This window comes from Clostridium sp., assembly GCF_051656525.1.
In the GTDB taxonomy this organism is placed as follows: Bacteria; Bacillota; Clostridia; order Clostridiales; family Clostridiaceae; genus Clostridium.
Genome location: NZ_JBOGCC010000127.1, coordinates 1 through 18,913, shown reverse-complemented (window position 1 = coordinate 18,913; position 18,913 = coordinate 1). Strand labels below are relative to the sequence as shown.

Sequence of the window (18,913 nt, the reverse complement as noted above, 5' to 3'; positions counted from 1 at the left end):
AATCTCTGATAACTAAAATTGCTATCAGAGATTTAACAAGACGTTGTTTTAAAGAATCTTTGCAATTACTTACGTCTTTTAAATTTACGAGATGCCAATAATTAAAATAATGTGCATATACATCTCTATTATTTATATATACATATTCTAATTTAAAGAAAAATATTCAAAAGAAATAAAAAAGAAACAGAAAATTAATTCTGTCTCCTACTTAAATTTCTTTTATAAATTGGATTAAATCTGATTTTATATATTCAGATTTAGAACTTCCCTTTTTATAAATTCTAATTTGTTTATAATTAGTTCCTTCTAGTGAAAGGTCTAAAATTTCAATCTTTTCAGCTTCGATAATACGATGTTCTCTAACACCTTTTAATGCTATTTTAATTTTCAAATTTAAACACCTCTTAGTTTTTATTTTTTTTCCAATCTTCAATTTCTTTAGCTAGGTTAAATAAGTACTCTTGTCTTTCATATTTTTCAAGTATTTCAAGTTCAAGCTCTTCTTTACTTTCAACTAATTCTTGAAGTTTAGAATAATTAGTCGAATTATTTTCTATTTCAACCTCAATGTTTTCAAGCTTTTCTTCAAGTTTAGCAATTATTGAATCTATTTCTTCAAACTCTTTCTTTTCATTAAATGAAAATTTAGGAGCTTTAGACGTTGATTTTAATTTTTCTTTTTTAGGCGATGCTGTTTCAAGTGGTTTCTCTTCTATTTCAATTTTTCTGTTCATTAAATAATCACTATGATTACCATGATAAATTTGAATATTTCCCTTTCCATCAAAATAAAATATTTTATTACAAATTCTATCTAGGAAATATCTATCATGGGATACAACTATAATAACACCATTATATTCATCTATAAAGTTTTCAAGAATTTTTAATGTTTCAATATCTAAATCATTTGTAGGTTCATCTAAAATTAAAAAGTTTGGATTTTCCATAAGAACACGTAATAATTGTAATCTTCGTTTTTCTCCACCAGATAATTTTTCGATTTTACTGTATTGAAGAGTTGAATCAAATAAAAATCTTTCACTTAATGTAGATGCAGATATTTTACTGCCATCACTAGTTGGAATGTACTCTCCTCCTTCTTTTACAAAATCAATAACTCTCATATTTGGATCAAGTTCTTTTCCTTCTTGAGAAAAAGTTCCTATTTTTACTGTTTCACCAACAGTAATTGTTCCAGCATCTGCATTTGAACTATCTTCTAGTAAAGAAAGAAAAGTACTCTTTCCCACTCCGTTATCACCAATAATCCCTATTCTATCTTCTTTTGTGAATATATAAGAAAAGTTTTTTATTAAAATTTTATCATCAAAAGATTTAGAAATACCTTCAATTTCAATTATTTTTTTACCTAATCTACTTCCGATATAATTTATCTCTATATCTGTATTTACTTCAGTATAGTCTTTAGATACAAGTTCTTCAAATCTTTGAATTCTAGCTTTTTGCTTTGTAGTTCTAGCTTTTGCACCACGTTTAATCCATTTAAGTTCTGTTCTAATTAAAGACTGTCTTTTAGTTTCTAATGTTTTTTCCATTTCAAGACGTTCAATTTTTTTATCGAGATATTTAGTATAATTTCCTTCATAAGAATAAAGAGTACCACGATCTAATTCAATAATTCTATTTGAAACTCTATCTAGGAAATATCTATCGTGTGTAATCATTAAAAGGGCACCTTTACGCTTGTTTAAATATTCCTCAAGCCATTCTATAGATTTAGAATCCAAATGATTTGTAGGCTCATCTAGTATTAATAAATCACATGGTTTGATAAGTGCTGCAGCAAGAAAAACTCTTTTTCGTTGGCCACCAGATAACTCATTCATTTTTTGATTATAGTTAATAATTCCAAGTTTATTTAAAATATTTTTAGCCTCTGTTTCTAAGTCCCAAAGATTTAAATTATCTATTTCAGTTTGTAATGATAATAGCTTTGTATGATTTGTAGAAATGCCTACTTCTATATCATTAACAAGAGTTTCATATTCCATTAAAATTTTAAATTCTCGTGTATCACTTTTAAAAATTTGCTCTAAAACGGTTAAATTTTCTTCTGTTTTTTCATTTTGACTTAAATATTCTATTGTAATATTTTTACCGACAATTCTTGAACCGTCAAAAAATTCATCTAATCCTGCAATAATTTTTAAAAATGTTGATTTTCCTGCTCCATTTATACCAATTAATCCAATTTTATCACCTGTATTAATTCCAAGAGAAACATCTTTTAGAAGGATTTTTTCACTATAGTTCTTATTTATATTTTCTAATGTTAATAAATTCATTCCTTACTCCTTAAGTTTTAATTTATACTATAATAATTTTAACAAATTTATAGATAAAATTAAAGAAAAGTAGCATAAAAACTACTTTTCTTTAATAATACTACTTTTTTAAATAACCATACCAATTTTTTTGAAAGCAATTCGTTTAGAAATACTTTTATCTATTGGATTAATTTCTATTACAAATATATTAGGACAATTAAATTCTCGCCACTTTTTCATATACTTAGCATTAGCACAGATTGAATAATGAAATTCTTCATCAAAATCATCTGTAAATTCTAAAAACTTCAAATTTGAACGTGTATCAATATATAAAGTTTCTTTATTTAAATTATTTACAACAGGATAAAAAAATCTCATAGGTAGTTTGTAATTGTATAATCCCTTTAAAGGAGTTGATTCATAAAGTACCCTTTTTAAAATTCTATTATTTAATAACTCTTCATCTTGTATAGAAATTTTAAAAATTGGTTCATCAAATCTATTTTTTTCAATTTTTATTCTAATCATAAAGCTTCTTCCTTAAAATATAAATTTACATTTAAAATTAAGTGTTCCAGATAACCATGAAACACTTAATTAAATTATTAAATCGTGAAAAAATCTTTTAGAATTACAGAAGTAATTTCATCAGTATCTAATGTTTCAAATTTAGATTTACTAATCCATTCACTAGTCACAACATTTTTTCCATGATTCATAAAATCCTTTATCTTTCCTGTAAAAACTAATATGTTATCGGTTTCTGAAATATTAAAAGATTTGTATTCCTCTAAGTCAAAAATTAATGTATTTAAATCCTCTTTTATAGAGTTATTTATACATTTATCATTTGATTCTTTTCCTTTTTTATTTCTTCCAACTAATTGCCATTTACCTGGATTCTTCTTTTTCCCTTTTTGAACTAATAAAATATTCCCAAAATCATCCTTTAATAAAACATAACACCCATTAATATTTTCCATACCAATTCCCCCTTATATAAATACAAATAAATTCATTATATTATTTCGATAAAAAAACTTAAATTCCTTCTTTTTTGTATAAAAATAAGAGATTAATAGTAAATTTAATATTTAATAATTAATACAAAAATAAATTGTATTAAAATTTTGCTAAAATATAACCACCTATTTCAGCACAATTAAATATATTAGTAATAAAATTAGTATTACTTGAATTAGAAATATGGCTATTAAAAACTAAAGTCCACTCGCCTTTAGGAAGTGAAACATTTATATACTCTCTATTTGCATTATAAATTACAATTACTTCTTTCCAAGTATCTTCTACAAAAGAACCACTAATTCTAAAAGCAATTAAATTATTAGATTTAAAGTCAATACCATTCTTTAAAAAGGTAATACTTTTTCTAATAATGTCACTACTTGGAAGACTAAAGATTGGGTGTTCTTTTTTTATAGATATTAACTCTTTATATATATTAAAAACTTCAGAGTATTTTTTCTTTCTACTCCAATTAATTTTATTAATTATATCAGATGAATTATAGCTGTTTTCAATAATATTACCATTCAAATCTTTTTTTTGCCTAAGTAGCTCCTCTCCTCCTTGGATAAAAGGAATTCCTTGTGATGTGAAAATAATTGTAGCAGCTAATTTATTCATTAAAAGACGAACACTTTCATCGTCTTCAGAGTTAGAAAGAAACAACTTATCAAATAACGTATAATTATCATGGGATGAGCAGTAATTAATTGTTTGATATGGTTCATTAGCCCAAAAATGATTAGAGTAATTCACTTTATTTATATCAATTTCTGGATGATAGACGGAACCTACGACACCAAACTTAATAGTTTCTTCTAGTCCATAAGCTCCACTTACAAAACCTTGAGAATTTCTATAAAAAACATGTCCTTTAATTCCATCTCTAATATCATCACTAAAAATTGCAATCTGCTTTTTATCAAAGGCGGTTAAATTATCTTTTATAGCTCGTTTTTCGTAAGGAAGTGGTGTGTCTCCTCCAGTCCAACCTTCACCATATATAATAATTGAACTATTTATTTTATTTAGTTCCTCTCTAATTAATTTTATTGTATCAATATCATGAAGGCCCATTAAATCAAATCTAAAGCCATCAATATGATATTCTTTAGCAAAATATATTATAGAATCTATAATAAGTTTACGAACCATTTTTCTTTCAGAACATAATTCATTTCCACAACCAGAACCATTAGAAAAACAACCATAATAATCTTGTCTATAATAATATTTAGGCACTATTTTATTTAAATTAGAGTCATCACTTTTAAAAGTATGATTATAGACCACATCCATAATAATTCTAATACCATTTTTATGAAATGTTTGAACTAATGTTTTAAATTCAGTTATTCTAGATTCACCATTTATTGGATCAATTGAATAGGAACCTTCTAAAGCATTATAATTTTGTGGGTCATATCCCCAATTATATTCGTTTATACCAAAGTTGCTTTCATCAACAGATGAAAAGTCAAAGAAGGGCAGTAAATGAACATGAGTAATACCGAGTTCTTTTAAATGAGAAAGTCCAGTTTTTATACTAGTTCCTAAAAGATATGTGTTATCTTCACAAAATCCAAGATATTTTCCACGTATCTTAGGTGATATACCAGAAGCTTCATCTATTGTAAAATCTCTAATATGCATTTCATATATACTTGAAGACTGAAATGATATTAAAGGTGGGATTTTATCATCTTTAAAGTTTGGAGGATTTACTCTTTCCATATCAACTATTTGAGAGCGTAAACCATTTACTGATACTGATCTAGCATAAGGATCTACAACCTCATGTGATAGTTCACCATTTAACACTAAAAAATTATAATATTGAAGATGAAGATCACCTTCAACTTCAATTTGCCAAGCACCATTACTTAGGTAAGACATTTCAATCATTTGTCTTTCTTTATAATTAAGATTTTTTCCTTTTATTCCATACAATAAAAGAAATACTTTATTTGAGCACGGAGCCCATAAAGTAAAGATAGTTTTTTCTTTTGTATAAGTGCTCCCAAGTTCACCAGGATAATAATATTTATTTTCAAATTCATAGATATTATTTCTAAATAATTGTATTGCATCTACATTATCACTCATATTTTCACCTCTTATTTAACATAAGCTTTATATTAATAAATTATATTTAATGATATAATTACTATATGTAAATAAAAAAATATATAGTACAGGAGGAGATTTTATTTTTACAGTAGAAGAACTTATTTATATGATAAAAACTATTACAGAACAAAAAGATATTGATGATTATAAGTTTAAATTTGAAATTCAAAAAAAATTAGATTTATTAGATTTTAAAAAATATTTAGAAATTATAGACTCGTTGGAATTAGCAACAAAGCATTTTGAAAGAACTTCAGAATTAAATAGCTTAAATATGCTTCATTTAGAAATGGAAGATTATATAAATAAAAATTTAAGAAAATACTTAAAGTAAAAGTGCTAAAAATAATTTTAGCACTTTTAAAAATTTTTATATTTAGTATTCAACACTTTCCATACAAAGTCCCTTACCTGGTACTTTAAATCCACCTTCATTACGTGATTTAGCCTCCAATATATCTTTTACATCAGTAGCTGAAATTACTCCCTTACCAGCTTCAATTAGCGTTCCTGTTAGAATTCTAATCATATTTAAAAGAAATCCATTTCCAGAGTAAGTTATCTTAATAATTCCATTATTATTTGAAATATCAATACTATAAATTGTTCTTACTGTAGATTTATTGCTTTTTGCTTTTAAGTTAGTGAAACTTCTATAATCATGAGTACCAATTAAAACATTTGCAGCTTCTTTAATTTTTTCAATATCTAAAGATTCTTCTACATGATAAGAAAATCTTCTATTGAAGACATCACAGTATGAATTATTATCTATAGTATAAACATATGTTTTCTTTATTACATTAAATCTTGCGTGAAATCTATCACTACATTCTTTAATATTTTTTACAACTATATCTTCAGGCAGATATAACTTTAGGTAAGTATTTATTTCTTCAACTGTAGCATTAGAATTACATTTAAAGTTTGCAACATAATTATTAGCATGAACACCACTATCTGTTCTGCCACAACCTATTACTTGAATATCTTCATTCATCATTTTTGAAAGAACTTTTTCAAATTTATCTTGAATAGTTATAGCTTCATGACCTTTAACATTTTGTTTTTGCCATCCCTTATAACGAGTTCCATCATATTGTATTATAAGCTTTATATTTCTCATTAAAGTTTTCTCCTAAGTTTTAATTTTTTATCCTAATACCTTTAATCCTAAATCTAATATATTAGCAAATAAAGATATATTATTTTTGGTTGGAATAACATTATTCTTAATATCTAAAAGTTTTCCAAGTCCATAAGATGTATATATATGAACTGTATTAATTTCACCTAAAGATACTATCAAATCAGTTTCTCTTAATTGTACAACCTCTTCTAATAATTTATAATAAAGTCTATCTTTAGGATTGTATCTTAAAACAAATATATTTCTATCAGTTTTTATTTTAGTTATATTAGACTTTATATCAAATTTAGTAGTAGTTGCTAAAGTATTATTTATAACGAAATATGGTACATTTCTTTTGTAATCAGCTTTATCTTTAAACTCTTTTACTCTTTTTAAGTTAGTCTTTAAATCTACTTTAACTTCAGTTTTCTCTAAATTTAAAAATCCAGCAGTTACATATTTAAGTTCTGTATCTGTTTTTATTTCTTTTTTTAAAATAGACATACAATCTTTATAGATATACTCAAAGTCATTAAAGCTTAATATATATTTTACTCCATTTAAAATATAATAAACCTTAAATTTAGCTCCTTTCTCCTTGCTTTTATCAGAATAAATAGTTTCAACTAAAAATATTTCATTTAATTCCTCAGTATAATACATTAAATTTTCTACATCATTTTCTTTTACTACATCATAATTTTTAGTATTTAAAAGTTTCTCTGTTTTAGGATCAATTAAATAATTTCCTTTAAATGAATCTTTTTTTAAGTCTCCTTTTCTAATACCCGTTTTTATAGAAAGCTTCTTTAAGTTTATATAATTTCCACTTACATATAAATCTTCTCTTTTTAATATTTTCATTTGCATATCCTCATTTTTATTATTTTTCTTCAATAATTATCTCTTTATAAAGAATAAGTTCATTATATCATTAATTGTAGGTTATGATATAATGTTTTTCTTTATAAATTACTTTAGATTTTTTTACATAAAAATAGAGACTATTAATTATAGTCTCTATAGAATAGCTTTATTTATTAAAGATTAAATTATATATTTCTATAATTATTGCTAAAGTTATTCCCACAACTAAACCATTACTTAAAAATGAACTTAATCCTGTAGGTAATCCAGTAAATGCTGAATTTGGTAGATACATTATTCCATAACCTGCAAATATAGGAATTCCTATACTAAAAAGCATTTTACTTTTATTTTGTAATTTATCTAGTTCTTTTATTGCATTTCCAAAAAGACTTGCAAATACTGTGAAAATAGAAGCGTATGCAACTGGTGTTGGTAATGTCCCAAAAAAAGCCATTATTGGTGTTACCAAGCTAATTATTATAACTAGGATATTCCCTATTAAAAAAGGTGTTCTTCTTGTTGAGCCAGTTTGCTCTATAAATCCAGCAACAACTACTCCAGGAATAGCTGCAACAGAAAAGAATATTCCTGCAATTACTTGATTTATACCTAAAGCAACGCCACCCTTTTTTAATGAGACATCATAAGTTTTATTATTTGCTTTTTCAAGCATAATTTTAATTATATTTGTAGATGCAATCATTGTACTTAATAAAACAAATACTGCAATAATAATTGATGGAATCATACTCATACTTATAATTGGCATTCCAAAAGGAAATGCTTTAGGTAAATTAAATAAGCTATGAATATGTGGCATTTTATCAATTGGTAAACCTAAAATATAAAATGCAAGCCATCCCATACCAATAACTATAATAAAGGATATTGGAGCAAGCTTTTTAAATTTTCTAATTATAAGAGATAAAATAACAATACCAATTGAAACTGATGCTATTGGTATTGAAATTTCACTTCTCCCGTTATATCCAATTCCAAACATGCCTTCTATAAAATCTTTTGATAATTCCCCTACAACTAAAAATAGAAAAGTTGCTAGTACAGATGGTGTGAAAATTATCATTAATTTTTCTAAAAGTCCAAAAATACTTAGTAAAATAATAATAATTCCAGTAGCAATTATAGCAAAACTTATAACTCTAATTGTATTTACATCACTTCCAAAGAGTGCTTGCCCAATTCCAGCATAAATTACCATAAGACCTACCCAGAGGCCAGATGGAACTTCACTTATATAAATTTTATGTCCAAAAAATAATTGTATTAATGCTCCAACACCTAAAATAAAGATTGTTCGCTGAAGAAATGCTATTGTTTGTATTTCAGTTAAATGAAACATAGGGCCAATTGCTAATGCATAAACAACATTAGATAATATAATAAATGCCATCCACTGAATTGATAATAATACTTTTTTCATATGTAATCAAATCACCTTTCTTATTTTAAATAATATCACCATTCAGTATAGCACTTACTTTAAAATTAATCTAAAATCTTTTCAAAAGCAATTCGTTTTGAATTATCTTCAAGATATATAATTCCACAATAAACAAATGAATTTTTCCCCATTAAATGCTTCATAGTTAAATTATTTTCATGTGTATCTATTCTTAAGCTATAAATATTATTTTTTATTGATAGGTTTTCTGCAAATTTTAATAATTCACTTCCTATATTTTTATTTCTAAAACCTCTTTTAACAGATAATCTATGAATTACAACAAAATCTTTATTACTAAGCCATTCTCCATCTATTTTAGTGTAGCTAGGTTCTCCATCAAATATTATAACTTCTGTTCCTATTATTTTCCCATTTTCCTCTAAAACGTAATTATTGCCAGAAACTATGTCTGAAATTAAAAGTTCATCTGTAGGATAATCACCTTGCCACTGCTCTACTCCATTTGTCTTTAAATATAATTTTCCGTCATTTATTACTTCACGAATATTTTCTAAATCAGTTAATACTGCTTTTCTAAAAATCATCTTTAGTCCCCCTATAAAAATATCAATATATCATATTAATCATTCCCATTCTTTGATTATTTTTTCAACATATTTCATATCAATATTTTTTTCTAATATATTTTTTAGTTTTTCATATTCTTTTTCTTTTAAATCATTATAAGAAATTTTACAATTAATATTTAAAAGTTCTTTTATAATCTCTTTATTATCTAATATACCATGAAGGTAAGTTCCATATATATTTTTTTTCTTTAATCCAACTATTCTATCATCTTCTTTAATCCAAGGAATTTCTTTTGAATAACTTCTTCCATTATGGATTTCATATCCATCTACATTAATTTCTGTATCAGTTTTAGTTTTTATTCTTTTAGTTATTTTTTCCTCTTCAAAATAAGTATCCATTTCAAAAAAATTTAAGCCAGGTTCTTTCTTTATTTCCCCTTCTATTTCTAAAGGATCATTAAGACTTGAACCCATCATTTGAAATCCACCACAAATACCAAGTATTTTTCTGCCTTCATTTGAAAATTTCTTTAAAGCTTTTTCAAAACCTCTTCTTTTTAATGTTCGTAAATCTTCTATAGTATTCTTACTTCCTGGAAGTATTATTACATCTGCGTTTTCTATCTCATTAGGTTTTTCTATATATCGCACACTTATATCTTTAATAGTACTTATATAATTTAAATCTGTGAAATTTGACATATAAGGTAATTTTATTACAGCTATATCTATTCCATTAATTTTTTCGCGATTTATATTCTCTGTTTGAGAATCCTCTTCTTCTATATTAAGTTTAGTATATGGCATTACCCCAAGAACTTTAACTCCTGTTTTTTCTTCTATTAAATTTTTACCTTCATCAAAAAATTTTGGATTTCCTCTAAACTTATTTATTATTATTCCTTTAATAAGCTTCCTTTCTTCTTCTGAAATAATAGAAAGTGTTCCTATAACTGATGCAAATACACCCCCTTTTTCTATATCTGCAACCAAAATTACAGGAGTATTTGTTTTTAATGCCATATACATATTAGCAATATCTGTTTTTCTAAGATTTAATTCAGCACAGCCCCCTGAACCTTCAAGTATTAACATTTCATGAGTTTTCTCGGCTAAAAGAAACGCTTCATATGCATTCTCTTTTAATACATTATTCAAATCTTTATATTTATAGGCATCTACTGTAGAAAATACTTTTCCTCTTACTATAACTTGTGTTTTACCACCACCTGGTTTCATAAGAATAGGATTCATATATTCTTTTGCTTCTAATTTACATGCTTCAGCTTGTACTGTTTGTGAACGTCCAATTTCATCACCATCTTCAGTTATATATGAGTTTAATGATATATTAAGTGCTTTATAAGGAGCTACATCTATCCCTTTAGATCTAAAGTATTTACAAAAAGCTGTGGATATTGTACTTTTCCCCACAGATGAAGAGGTCCCAAGTATCATTACTCTTTTATTTTTCATTACAATATATTTCTTCTAAAGCATTAATAAGCTTTATATTCTCCTCTCTTTTTCTTACTGCAATTCTAAAGTATCCTTTTTCAAGTCCTTTATAATTTTCACAGCTTCTAATTAAAATGGCTTTTTCTAAAAGTAGTTCTTTTAAATTCTCTTTTCCTTTAAAAAATATAAAATTAACTGTTCCATCAAAAATCTGCAATCCTTTAAATCGGTTTAATGATTCTAATAAAAATTCCTTTTCTTCATTTAAATTTTCTATAGTTGCCTTTATGTATGAAGTCCTTTTTAAAGCTACTTCACCAGCTTTTTGAGCTATTCTGTTTATACTCCAAGGTATTTCTACTTTTTTAATTTTTTCTAAGTACTCTTTATTTTTAGTTACTCCATAACCAAGTCTTATGCCTGGAAATGCAAAAAATTTAGTTAAAGATTTTACTATAATTAAATTTTCATAATCTTCTATTTCACCTATAAATGAATGCTCATTCTTATTTTCTAAAAAATCTATAAAAGATTCATCTAAAACTATAGTTATTGACTCATCTAAACCTTTTTTTAGAATTTGCTTTATTAAAGTTTTATCTATGATCTTTCCAGTAGGATTATTGGGATTACAAATAAATAATATATCTATATTTTTTATGCTATCTATAAAGTCTTCTTTTAAAATAAAGTCTTTATCCATTTCATAATGTTCAATTTCACAATCTATGCTACCTAAAGCCTCTTCATATTCACTAAATGTTGGTACTATATTTAGAGCTCTCTTAGGTTTAATAGCACGTACAATATTAAATATCACCTCTGCAGCACCATTTCCAAGAAATATATTATCTATAGAGATTTCTTCATACTCACTAATGGCTTTTTTCAAATTAAAGTATGTAATATCAGGATAAATTTCTATATTATCTATTTCTTTAATCATAGCTTCTTTTACTTTATTATTTATTCCTAAAGGATTAATATTAGCTGAGAAATCTGTTATTTCATTTAAATTAAATTTTCTTTTAATTTCTTCTATATTTCCTCCATGTCCCATCATTTTAAAATCACTCCTCTTAATAGTAAACTTATTATAAGCCCTAAATAACTTACTATAATTAAAACTTTATTTACATTATATAAGTCTTCTATTTTAATTTTTTTATTTTTATCCCCAATAGTTTGTTTTTTTACTAGTTTTCCAAAATAATAATTGTCTCCACCAAGCTGTACACCAAGCATTCCAGCTATGCTTGCTTCAGGATGAGCACTATTTGGGCTACTGTGATTATTTTTATCTCTTTTATAGATCTTGTAAGCACTTTTGTAATCTAATCCTAATAAAAAAGATGCAATTACTATAAGGTATCCTGTTATTCTAGCTGGAATATAATTAAATACATCATCTAACTTTGCTGGAAAAAATCCAAAATCTTTATATTTATCATTTTTATATCCAAACATAGAATCACATGTATTAACAGCTTTATAAACAATTCCAAGAGGTGCTCCACCAAGACCTATAAATAATAATGGTGCAATAATGCCATCAGACATATTTTCTGCTACAGTTTCTATTACAGCTCGTATAATAGATTCCTCATCTAGATTGTTTGTATCTCTTCCAACAATATAAGATAATTTTTTTCGTGCCCCGTCTATATTATTACTTTTTAACTCTTCAATAACTTTAAGTCCTTCAACTATTAATCCCTTACTTGCAATACAAAAATAAATAATAATCCCATTAACTATAATATCTAAATAGATATTAGTTCTTTGACATATCCCAACAATAACTAATGTTATAAAATAACTTATTAATATAGTAGCAATCCAAGTTAAAAGTCCTGCAAATTTTAATGCATTTCTAAATAATTTTCTAAATAATTTTTCTAATCCCATTCCAAGATTACCAATATATCTAACAGGATGATAAGGATTTTCAGGATCACCTATAAATTGATCTAAAATAAATCCAAGTAATAATGAACTCATAATTTAAAACTCCTCTACGATTTCTAATTTTAATGGAGATATTTCTTTAACAATTACCTTATAACCACCTCCACAACTAGGTTGAAGATTATAAAAATAATCATTAGTATCAGTGAAAAGTTCTAAAAGTGTACCTATAACGCCGCCATGACAAACTATAACTCCATTTTTATTTATTTTTTCTAAAGCTTTATTAATTCCCTTTTCAATTCTTTTATAAAACTCTTTTTTTGATTCCCCTTTTGGAGTTTTAACTTCTTTTGTAGAGTCAGTTATCCAAGATATATATTCCTTTTTATTTTTTAATTCTTCATAGGTCTTTCCCTCAAAATCACCAAAATTATACTCTTTTAATTCATCTATAATCTCATAATCCTTATTTTTAAATAAAATATTAAAAGTTTCATTCGTTCTTTTCATGCCAGTGGTAAAATACTTGTCTACACTATCTATAATTAAATTTTTAGCCTCTATTTCTTTTCTACCTTGAATACTTAAACTTATATCTGTATAACCTAAGTAGCGTCTTTCAAGATTATATGATGTTTTTCCATGCCTAATTAAATATATAATTTTAGTCATTTATTTTAACCTTTTTTCTAAAGAAAAGAAAACTCTATAAACTTCATCACTTTCTTTTATAAGCTTTTGCATTACCTTTCCTGTTTCTTCTCTCCAAAATCTTTCTTCTTTTTTTATTGGAACAATTCCTTCTGAAATTTGATCTACAATTATTATTTTATCTTTTAATTTATCTATATTGTTTACAATATAATTAAAACTTTCCTTTTTGTCTAAAGCTCTTTTTAAAATTAATTTATCTAATCCTGAAATAATCTTCTTAGTAAAGTCTAGATGTTCATCATTACAAAAAAATATTTCATTTTTATTTAAATTATATTTATTTAAAACAAGCTCTAATTTTCCATTATATGCGCCACCAAAATAAATTATCAAAATTTCTCCTCCTAAATTATACAAAGGACTATAAGTCCTATCATTTCTATTAAAACTAATGTATAACCACCTACATCTCCATTGATTCCACCAAAATTTTTTTTACAATTCCATAAAAGATAGAATCCAAATAAAAGCATACATACCGGTATTAAAAGATATTTATATCCTATAATTAAAAAAACTGTCATTCCAATTAAAAAGAAAAACAATAAAACTATAATATCAAATATACCTGTTCCTTCTTTATAAAGTTTTACAAAGTAACTTTCATTTATGGGCTTTTCTTTTATTAAAAAGTATCCCACTATACTTCTTGAAATAAAAGGAATTAAAATTAAAAAGATTAATTTGTTTTTCGACAATACTATTTCATTTAAACTTGAAAAATCTACTAGTAGTAAAAAAGCTAAAGAAATTACTGAAAATGCGCCAACTCTTGAATCTTTTAATATTTTCAATTTAGTTTCCCTATCTCTTCTTGAAAGTATTGCATCACTTACATCCATAAATCCATCTAAATGTATAAATCCTGTAAGAAAAAATGGAATACCTAAAGAAAATACACTTAAAAGCATATTAGGTAAATGCAATTCCTTTAAAATAATTGTTCCTGCATACCATAGTACTCCAACTATAAGTCCTATTATAGGATATAATTTCATCATATGTTTTCCAGACTTTTCATCCCAAACTTTTTTAAGAGGAGGAAGAATTGTAAACATACCTATATCCATATTAAAGGCATTAAATAAGTTTTTCATCTTTTAAAATCCCCTCTCCTTTAAATACTTCTATTAACCCATAAGTTACATATATAGATACATCCGCCATTTGGGATACTTTTTTATTTAAGTTTCCTAATTCTTTTCTGTAATTTTCTGTTACTTTATCATAAATTATGCTATCTGAAAAAATATAATCAGAAACTATTATTAAATTTTTAGATAAATTACTAAGCTTCTCAATTTCTGAAAAAATCTTTTCACTAACCTTTTTAACTATTTTATCTTCATCTAATAAAAGTTCACCTTTAAACATTTCATTTGCCATAAGAGATGTTAAAGAGTCTAATAATACTGTATCTTTTTTATCTATAAATTCTTTTGCTTTTAAAATATCATACTCTATTTCAAAAGATTTAAACTTTGTATCTATTCTATCTTTTTTATGATTTTCAATTCGTCTTAAATCTTCACTCCCCATAGGTTTCATTGTAGCTAAATATATTAAATTTCCTTCTCTATGAAGACTTTTACTAAAATCTTCACCTATTTTTGATTTTCCACTTTTTGAACCACCACTTATAAATATAATCATACTTTATAATTTTTTTCCTCTCTTACTGTATCTAAATAGGAGTTATCTATATTTGCATCGTTAAAACTTCCCATATTGTTTACCATACTATTTGCAAAATCTATAACAGAAAAAGCAATTGGGCAACCACTACCTTCTCCAAGGCGCATGTTTAGATTTAAAATAGGACTAAGACCAAGCTCCTTCATAGCTAAATCATATCCAATTTCAAATGATTTATGAGATGAGAATAAATACTCTTTAACTAAAGGGTTTAGTCTATAAGCAGCAAGAGCAGATACAGCTGAAATAAAACCATCTACAACAACAGGAATCTTCATTTTAGCAGCACCTAAAAATACACCTACCATCCCACAAATATCAAAGCCTCCAACTTCAGATAAAATTTCTATAACATCATCACTAGTAATTCTTTTTAGAGCCCATTTTATTACAACTTTTTTCTTTCTAAAACTAGCCTCAGTAATACCGCCACCTTTTCCCACTACATTATCTAAATTTTCATCTAAAAGAGCACAAAGTACAGCTGAAGAGGTAGTAGTATTTCCTATCCCCATTTCACCAACTCCTAAGATTTCATATCCATCTTTAACTGCTTTCTCTACGATTTCAATCCCGATTTCAATTCCTCTCTCGACCTCATTCTTAGACATTGCACTATCTTGATATAGGTTATTTGTGCCTTTTCGAATTTTTCTATCTAAGACACCTTCTATTTTCTCATTAGAATTTATACCAATATCAACTACTATTAAGTCTGTATTATTCTCTTTAGCTAAAGCTGCAACTCCAGTACCTCCTTTTATAAAATGTTTAGTTTGAGCTAGTGTTACATATTGAGGTGCGGATGCTACATGTTCTTCTACTACACCATTATCAGCACACATTATAATAATAGCCTTTTTTTCAATTTTATTTTTAACTTTTCCAGTTATAGAGCTAAGCTTTATCGCTATACTTTCAAGTTCTCCAAGACTCCCTAATGGTTTTGCTAAATTATCAATATATTCTTTAGTTTGAGCCATAATCTCTTTATCTGTTTCATCTATACTTTTTATATTTTTCCTTAAAGATACACTTTTAATCATAATAATCACCCCAAAATTTAATTTTATATTTCTATTATATATTAAAAGTGGACAAGCTAAATAAACTTATCCACTTTTTATAATCTCATTCACTCTTCCTCTAAATCTCTTCAAAAATATGTTTATTACATCGTATCTTTTAAAAAAGAAACCACCTCAGCTATTTCTGAAAATACATTAGTATATTCTATCCTAGGCTTATTTATTAAGATTATTTTCCCATCAGTTTCTAGTATTGCATTTACTTTTGAATCTACTGAACCTTCAAATCCACTATCTTTAGTTATAATAGCTTTTATATTATATTCTTTAATAGTTCCTCTATTTAATTCTATTGAAAAAGGTCCTTTTATAGCAATTATATCTCCTATATCTATTCCGCCATCAGTTAATTTTTTTAAAACTTGCCACATAGGAAGAACTCTATGTATAATTCTATTTTTCAAATTTAAATTATGAATTACTAAAGCATTATTACTTCCTGTTGTATTTAAAATAGTTCCATCTATATCTTTAACTGCGTCTTTTAATTCTTTATATGAATCTATTCTTATAATATTTTTATGATTAAATTCATCAAAAAAACTCTTTCTTTCATATCTTACATAAGTAATGTTCATCTCTTTACAAGCTTTAATTATAGTTTTTGAAGCCTCACTTGCATAAGGATGAGTTCCATCTACAAAAATTTTTATATCATTTTTTTTTATAGCAGCTTTAAAGCCCTCTAAATCTAAAGGTTCTGTATTTAAAACCTTTATTTTATTATTTTTTAGAAGTTCACCACCATATTTTGTAGCTGTTGAAACAAATATATTAGAAGTAAATTTATTTACCTCTTTTAAAATTTCACGTCCCTCACCTGTTCCTAAGACGAATCCTAGCATAATTTATATCCTCTTGGTGTTATAAATTTTCCATCTTTAACATAACTTTGAGAATTTCCAACTATAACTATAGAAAACATATCAACTATTTCTTCATTAAAATTTCCAAGATTAAATAAAGTCCACTCTTGTCCATCTCTAAGTGCATGTCTTACTACTGCAACTGGAGTTTCGTCACCTCTGTATTCTTTAATAATTTCAATACACTCTCTTAAATAATGAGGTCTTCCTTTACTTCTTGGATTATATAAAGAAATTATAAAATCTGCATCTGCTGCATTTCTAACTCTCTTTTTAATAGTTTCATAAGGTGTCATTAAATCACTTAAACTTATATTACAATTGTCATGCATAAGAGGTGCGCCAACTACTGAACCTGCTGCACTTGATGCTGTAAGTCCTGGAATTATTTCCACATCCTCCTCTTCTTTAAGTTCTAATATAAGACCAGCCATTCCATAAATACCAGCATCACCAGTACTTACTAAAGCAACCTTTTTATCTTTAGCAAGCTTTAATGCTTCAATACATCTAGCCTCTTCCCCTCTCATTCCAGTCATAAAAATTTCCTTATCGTCTATAATAGGTTTTATCATATCTATATATTTTGTATATCCTACAACTACATCACATTCTTTTATAGCCTCTAAAGCTTTTAAAGTCATATGTTCAAGTCCACCTGGACCTATTCCAATAACAAATAATTTTCCCATGTTTAGTTCTCCTTTAGCTTTATAAATTTCTAATTTATTATTCCTATAGTAAGAGTTATTCCGTTAATCTTTTCTACATCTCTTATAATTTTTCCATTTAAAAGGTCAATAACAGGACTACTTACACATCTTACTCCTGTAATTTTTTCTACAAAATCACTTCCATCATATTTATTATGATAGATACTTATTTCTTCTTTTGTGAAAAATTTTAATTCTGCATTAAGAGTTTTTCCTAAATTTAAAATAGCTTCTTCATCTTTTTTTAAATCTATTGAAGAGATAATTTTTATACTTAGTGGATTTATATTTAAGCTTTCTAATCTATCTAAAACTATTTTTTTTAGCTTTTCTGGTTCTGTATTTCGCTTGCAACCTATTCCTAATATAATGTTTTTTCTTATAAGACATAACACATCACTTCTATTTATATTTTTGTTAGTTACAGCTAATGTCCAAGGCTTTATTTCTTTAGTTTCTATATATCCTTTAGGAAGATTTATTTTTTCTTTTTCATCATAAAAATAAACTTCTTCCTCATTTACAAGACGACTTGCAAATATTTTAGCTTTTTTTAAAGAGTCTATAGTTAAATTATTTTCTAAAGCTACTATATCTGGTGCATCTTTTCCCATATTATCTGTAGCTGTAGTTATAACAGGAGTATTATTTAAAAATCTAGCAATTTTAGATGTTAAATAATTTCCACCACCGAGATGACCTGAAAGAAGACTTATTGTAAAAGTATTACAAACATCTACTACAATTACGCATGGATCCTTATCCTTACTTTCCATAAGACCATTTATAGCTCTAACTGCGATTCCTGTAGAAGAAACAAAAACTATTCTTTCATAATATTCAAAAGCTTTTTTTGCCTCTTCTCCAAGTTTAAAGCTTTCCATTTCTGATTTTAAAACTAAATCTCCATTAAATTCTTTAGCTAATGATTTTGCTATATTATCACCTTTTTTAGTTACACTTATAATACAAAGCATTATTCTATTCCTTTTCTAAACATATGAGTAAATTTCTT

21 protein-coding genes are annotated in these 18,913 nt (G+C 25.9%); 1 reads left to right on the top strand and 20 read right to left on the bottom strand.

The annotated features are described in order from the left end of the window. Positions 1–211: 211 nt before the first annotated feature. The 5 genes from ACRDDY_RS06010 to pulA all read right to left on the bottom strand — a co-directional run bounded on the left by ACRDDY_RS06010 (position 212) and on the right by pulA (position 5,429). Positions 212–394 carry a hypothetical protein gene (locus tag ACRDDY_RS06010; protein WP_438564067.1) on the bottom strand — a complete coding sequence of 61 codons (183 nt, stop codon included), beginning with the start codon at positions 392–394 and terminating at the stop codon, positions 212–214. 13 nt (positions 395–407) lie between these two features. Then, positions 408–2,312 carry an ABC-F family ATP-binding cassette domain-containing protein gene (locus ACRDDY_RS06005; protein ID WP_438564066.1) on the bottom strand — a complete coding sequence of 635 codons (1,905 nt, stop codon included), beginning with the start codon at positions 2,310–2,312 and terminating at the stop codon, positions 408–410. Between the two features lie 108 nt (positions 2,313–2,420). Then, the gene (locus tag ACRDDY_RS06000) at positions 2,421–2,825 is read right to left on the bottom strand and encodes a hypothetical protein (RefSeq protein ID WP_438564065.1); all 405 of its coding nucleotides are present in this window, start codon (positions 2,823–2,825) and stop codon (positions 2,421–2,423) included. 77 nt (positions 2,826–2,902) lie between these two features. After that, a complete protein-coding gene (locus ACRDDY_RS05995) occupies positions 2,903–3,280 on the bottom strand; it encodes an NUDIX hydrolase (protein ID WP_438564064.1) in 378 nt (125 codons plus the stop codon). Positions 3,281–3,419: 139 nt separating this feature from the next. Next, positions 3,420–5,429 carry a type I pullulanase gene (pulA, locus tag ACRDDY_RS05990; RefSeq protein ID WP_438564063.1) on the bottom strand — a complete coding sequence of 670 codons (2,010 nt, stop codon included), beginning with the start codon at positions 5,427–5,429 and terminating at the stop codon, positions 3,420–3,422. Positions 5,430–5,559: 130 nt separating this feature from the next. Here pulA and ACRDDY_RS05985 point away from each other — a divergent pair, with 130 nt between their 5' ends. Next, positions 5,560–5,787 (top strand): hypothetical protein, encoded by a 228-nt coding sequence (locus tag ACRDDY_RS05985; RefSeq protein WP_438564062.1) that lies wholly within the window; start codon positions 5,560–5,562, stop codon positions 5,785–5,787. Between the two features lie 42 nt (positions 5,788–5,829). Here the strand turns inward: ACRDDY_RS05985 and truA are convergent, their stop codons facing one another. From truA to cbiG, 15 genes are all read right to left on the bottom strand, one after another. Then, positions 5,830–6,579, bottom strand: coding sequence for a tRNA pseudouridine(38-40) synthase TruA (gene truA, locus ACRDDY_RS05980; protein WP_438564061.1), 750 nt, complete (start codon positions 6,577–6,579; stop codon positions 5,830–5,832). A 27-nt stretch (positions 6,580–6,606) separates the two neighbouring features. Continuing rightward, positions 6,607–7,449, bottom strand: coding sequence for a hypothetical protein (locus tag ACRDDY_RS05975; protein ID WP_438564060.1), 843 nt, complete (start codon positions 7,447–7,449; stop codon positions 6,607–6,609). 169 nt (positions 7,450–7,618) lie between these two features. Beyond that, entirely contained in the window at positions 7,619–8,896 is a 1,278-nt protein-coding gene (locus ACRDDY_RS05970; RefSeq protein ID WP_438564059.1) for a purine/pyrimidine permease, read from the bottom strand. A gap of 65 nt (positions 8,897–8,961) precedes the next feature. Next, positions 8,962–9,465 carry a GNAT family N-acetyltransferase gene (locus ACRDDY_RS05965; protein ID WP_438564058.1) on the bottom strand — a complete coding sequence of 168 codons (504 nt, stop codon included), beginning with the start codon at positions 9,463–9,465 and terminating at the stop codon, positions 8,962–8,964. A gap of 39 nt (positions 9,466–9,504) precedes the next feature. After that, positions 9,505–10,929 (bottom strand): cobyric acid synthase, encoded by a 1,425-nt coding sequence (locus ACRDDY_RS05960; RefSeq protein ID WP_438564057.1) that lies wholly within the window; start codon positions 10,927–10,929, stop codon positions 9,505–9,507. Next, positions 10,919–11,974 carry a threonine-phosphate decarboxylase CobD gene (cobD, locus tag ACRDDY_RS05955; protein ID WP_438564056.1) on the bottom strand — a complete coding sequence of 352 codons (1,056 nt, stop codon included), beginning with the start codon at positions 11,972–11,974 and terminating at the stop codon, positions 10,919–10,921. The genes ACRDDY_RS05960 and cobD overlap by 11 nt, the downstream gene beginning before the upstream one ends. Next, positions 11,971–12,912: an adenosylcobinamide-phosphate synthase CbiB gene (gene cbiB, locus ACRDDY_RS05950; protein WP_438564055.1), complete on the bottom strand. Its 942-nt coding sequence runs from the start codon at positions 12,910–12,912 to the stop codon at positions 11,971–11,973. The genes cobD and cbiB overlap by 4 nt, the downstream gene beginning before the upstream one ends. Positions 12,913–12,915: 3 nt before the next feature. After that, positions 12,916–13,494 (bottom strand): histidine phosphatase family protein, encoded by a 579-nt coding sequence (locus ACRDDY_RS05945; protein WP_438564054.1) that lies wholly within the window; start codon positions 13,492–13,494, stop codon positions 12,916–12,918. Next, positions 13,495–13,869, bottom strand: coding sequence for a bifunctional adenosylcobinamide kinase/adenosylcobinamide-phosphate guanylyltransferase (locus ACRDDY_RS05940; RefSeq protein WP_438564053.1), 375 nt, complete (start codon positions 13,867–13,869; stop codon positions 13,495–13,497). 11 nt (positions 13,870–13,880) lie between these two features. Then, entirely contained in the window at positions 13,881–14,633 is a 753-nt protein-coding gene (locus ACRDDY_RS05935) for an adenosylcobinamide-GDP ribazoletransferase (protein ID WP_438564052.1), read from the bottom strand. Beyond that, positions 14,617–15,189, bottom strand: coding sequence for a bifunctional adenosylcobinamide kinase/adenosylcobinamide-phosphate guanylyltransferase (locus tag ACRDDY_RS05930; protein WP_438564051.1), 573 nt, complete (start codon positions 15,187–15,189; stop codon positions 14,617–14,619). Before ACRDDY_RS05930 ends, ACRDDY_RS05935 begins: the two co-directional genes overlap by 17 nt. Next, entirely contained in the window at positions 15,186–16,277 is a 1,092-nt protein-coding gene (gene cobT, locus ACRDDY_RS05925) for a nicotinate-nucleotide--dimethylbenzimidazole phosphoribosyltransferase (protein WP_438564050.1), read from the bottom strand. Before cobT ends, ACRDDY_RS05930 begins: the two co-directional genes overlap by 4 nt. Before the next feature lie 125 nt (positions 16,278–16,402). Next, the gene (locus ACRDDY_RS05920) at positions 16,403–17,164 is read right to left on the bottom strand and encodes a cobalt-precorrin-6A reductase (protein ID WP_438564049.1); all 762 of its coding nucleotides are present in this window, start codon (positions 17,162–17,164) and stop codon (positions 16,403–16,405) included. Continuing rightward, on the bottom strand, positions 17,158–17,877 hold the full coding sequence (gene cobJ, locus ACRDDY_RS05915; RefSeq protein WP_438564048.1) for a precorrin-3B C(17)-methyltransferase: 720 nt from the start codon (positions 17,875–17,877) through the stop codon (positions 17,158–17,160). Before cobJ ends, ACRDDY_RS05920 begins: the two co-directional genes overlap by 7 nt. Before the next feature lie 29 nt (positions 17,878–17,906). Continuing rightward, positions 17,907–18,875, bottom strand: coding sequence for a cobalt-precorrin 5A hydrolase (cbiG, locus tag ACRDDY_RS05910; protein WP_438564047.1), 969 nt, complete (start codon positions 18,873–18,875; stop codon positions 17,907–17,909). Positions 18,876–18,913: the final 38 nt, after the last annotated feature.

What these genes read in the sequence shown, in the direction of transcription:
- ACRDDY_RS06005 (WP_438564066.1), bottom strand. Translation starts at nt 2,312, where the DNA reads ATGAATTTATTAACATTAGAAAATATAAATAAGAACTATAGTGAAAAA.
- ACRDDY_RS06000 (WP_438564065.1), bottom strand. Translation starts at nt 2,825, where the DNA reads ATGATTAGAATAAAAATTGAAAAAAATAGATTTGATGAACCAATTTTT.
- ACRDDY_RS05995 (WP_438564064.1), bottom strand. Translation starts at nt 3,280, where the DNA reads ATGGAAAATATTAATGGGTGTTATGTTTTATTAAAGGATGATTTTGGG.
- pulA (WP_438564063.1), bottom strand. Translation starts at nt 5,429, where the DNA reads ATGAGTGATAATGTAGATGCAATACAATTATTTAGAAATAATATCTAT.
- ACRDDY_RS05985 (WP_438564062.1), top strand. Translation starts at nt 5,560, where the DNA reads ATGATAAAAACTATTACAGAACAAAAAGATATTGATGATTATAAGTTT.
- truA (WP_438564061.1), bottom strand. Translation starts at nt 6,579, where the DNA reads ATGAGAAATATAAAGCTTATAATACAATATGATGGAACTCGTTATAAG.
- ACRDDY_RS05975 (WP_438564060.1), bottom strand. Translation starts at nt 7,449, where the DNA reads ATGAAAATATTAAAAAGAGAAGATTTATATGTAAGTGGAAATTATATA.
- ACRDDY_RS05970 (WP_438564059.1), bottom strand. Translation starts at nt 8,896, where the DNA reads ATGAAAAAAGTATTATTATCAATTCAGTGGATGGCATTTATTATATTA.
- ACRDDY_RS05965 (WP_438564058.1), bottom strand. Translation starts at nt 9,465, where the DNA reads ATGATTTTTAGAAAAGCAGTATTAACTGATTTAGAAAATATTCGTGAA.
- ACRDDY_RS05960 (WP_438564057.1), bottom strand. Translation starts at nt 10,929, where the DNA reads ATGAAAAATAAAAGAGTAATGATACTTGGGACCTCTTCATCTGTGGGG.
- cobD (WP_438564056.1), bottom strand. Translation starts at nt 11,974, where the DNA reads ATGATGGGACATGGAGGAAATATAGAAGAAATTAAAAGAAAATTTAAT.
- cbiB (WP_438564055.1), bottom strand. Translation starts at nt 12,912, where the DNA reads ATGAGTTCATTATTACTTGGATTTATTTTAGATCAATTTATAGGTGAT.
- ACRDDY_RS05945 (WP_438564054.1), bottom strand. Translation starts at nt 13,494, where the DNA reads ATGACTAAAATTATATATTTAATTAGGCATGGAAAAACATCATATAAT.
- ACRDDY_RS05935 (WP_438564052.1), bottom strand. Translation starts at nt 14,633, where the DNA reads ATGAAAAACTTATTTAATGCCTTTAATATGGATATAGGTATGTTTACA.
- ACRDDY_RS05930 (WP_438564051.1), bottom strand. Translation starts at nt 15,189, where the DNA reads ATGATTATATTTATAAGTGGTGGTTCAAAAAGTGGAAAATCAAAAATA.
- cobT (WP_438564050.1), bottom strand. Translation starts at nt 16,277, where the DNA reads ATGATTAAAAGTGTATCTTTAAGGAAAAATATAAAAAGTATAGATGAA.
- ACRDDY_RS05920 (WP_438564049.1), bottom strand. Translation starts at nt 17,164, where the DNA reads ATGCTAGGATTCGTCTTAGGAACAGGTGAGGGACGTGAAATTTTAAAA.
- cobJ (WP_438564048.1), bottom strand. Translation starts at nt 17,877, where the DNA reads ATGGGAAAATTATTTGTTATTGGAATAGGTCCAGGTGGACTTGAACAT.
- cbiG (WP_438564047.1), bottom strand. Translation starts at nt 18,875, where the DNA reads ATGCTTTGTATTATAAGTGTAACTAAAAAAGGTGATAATATAGCAAAA.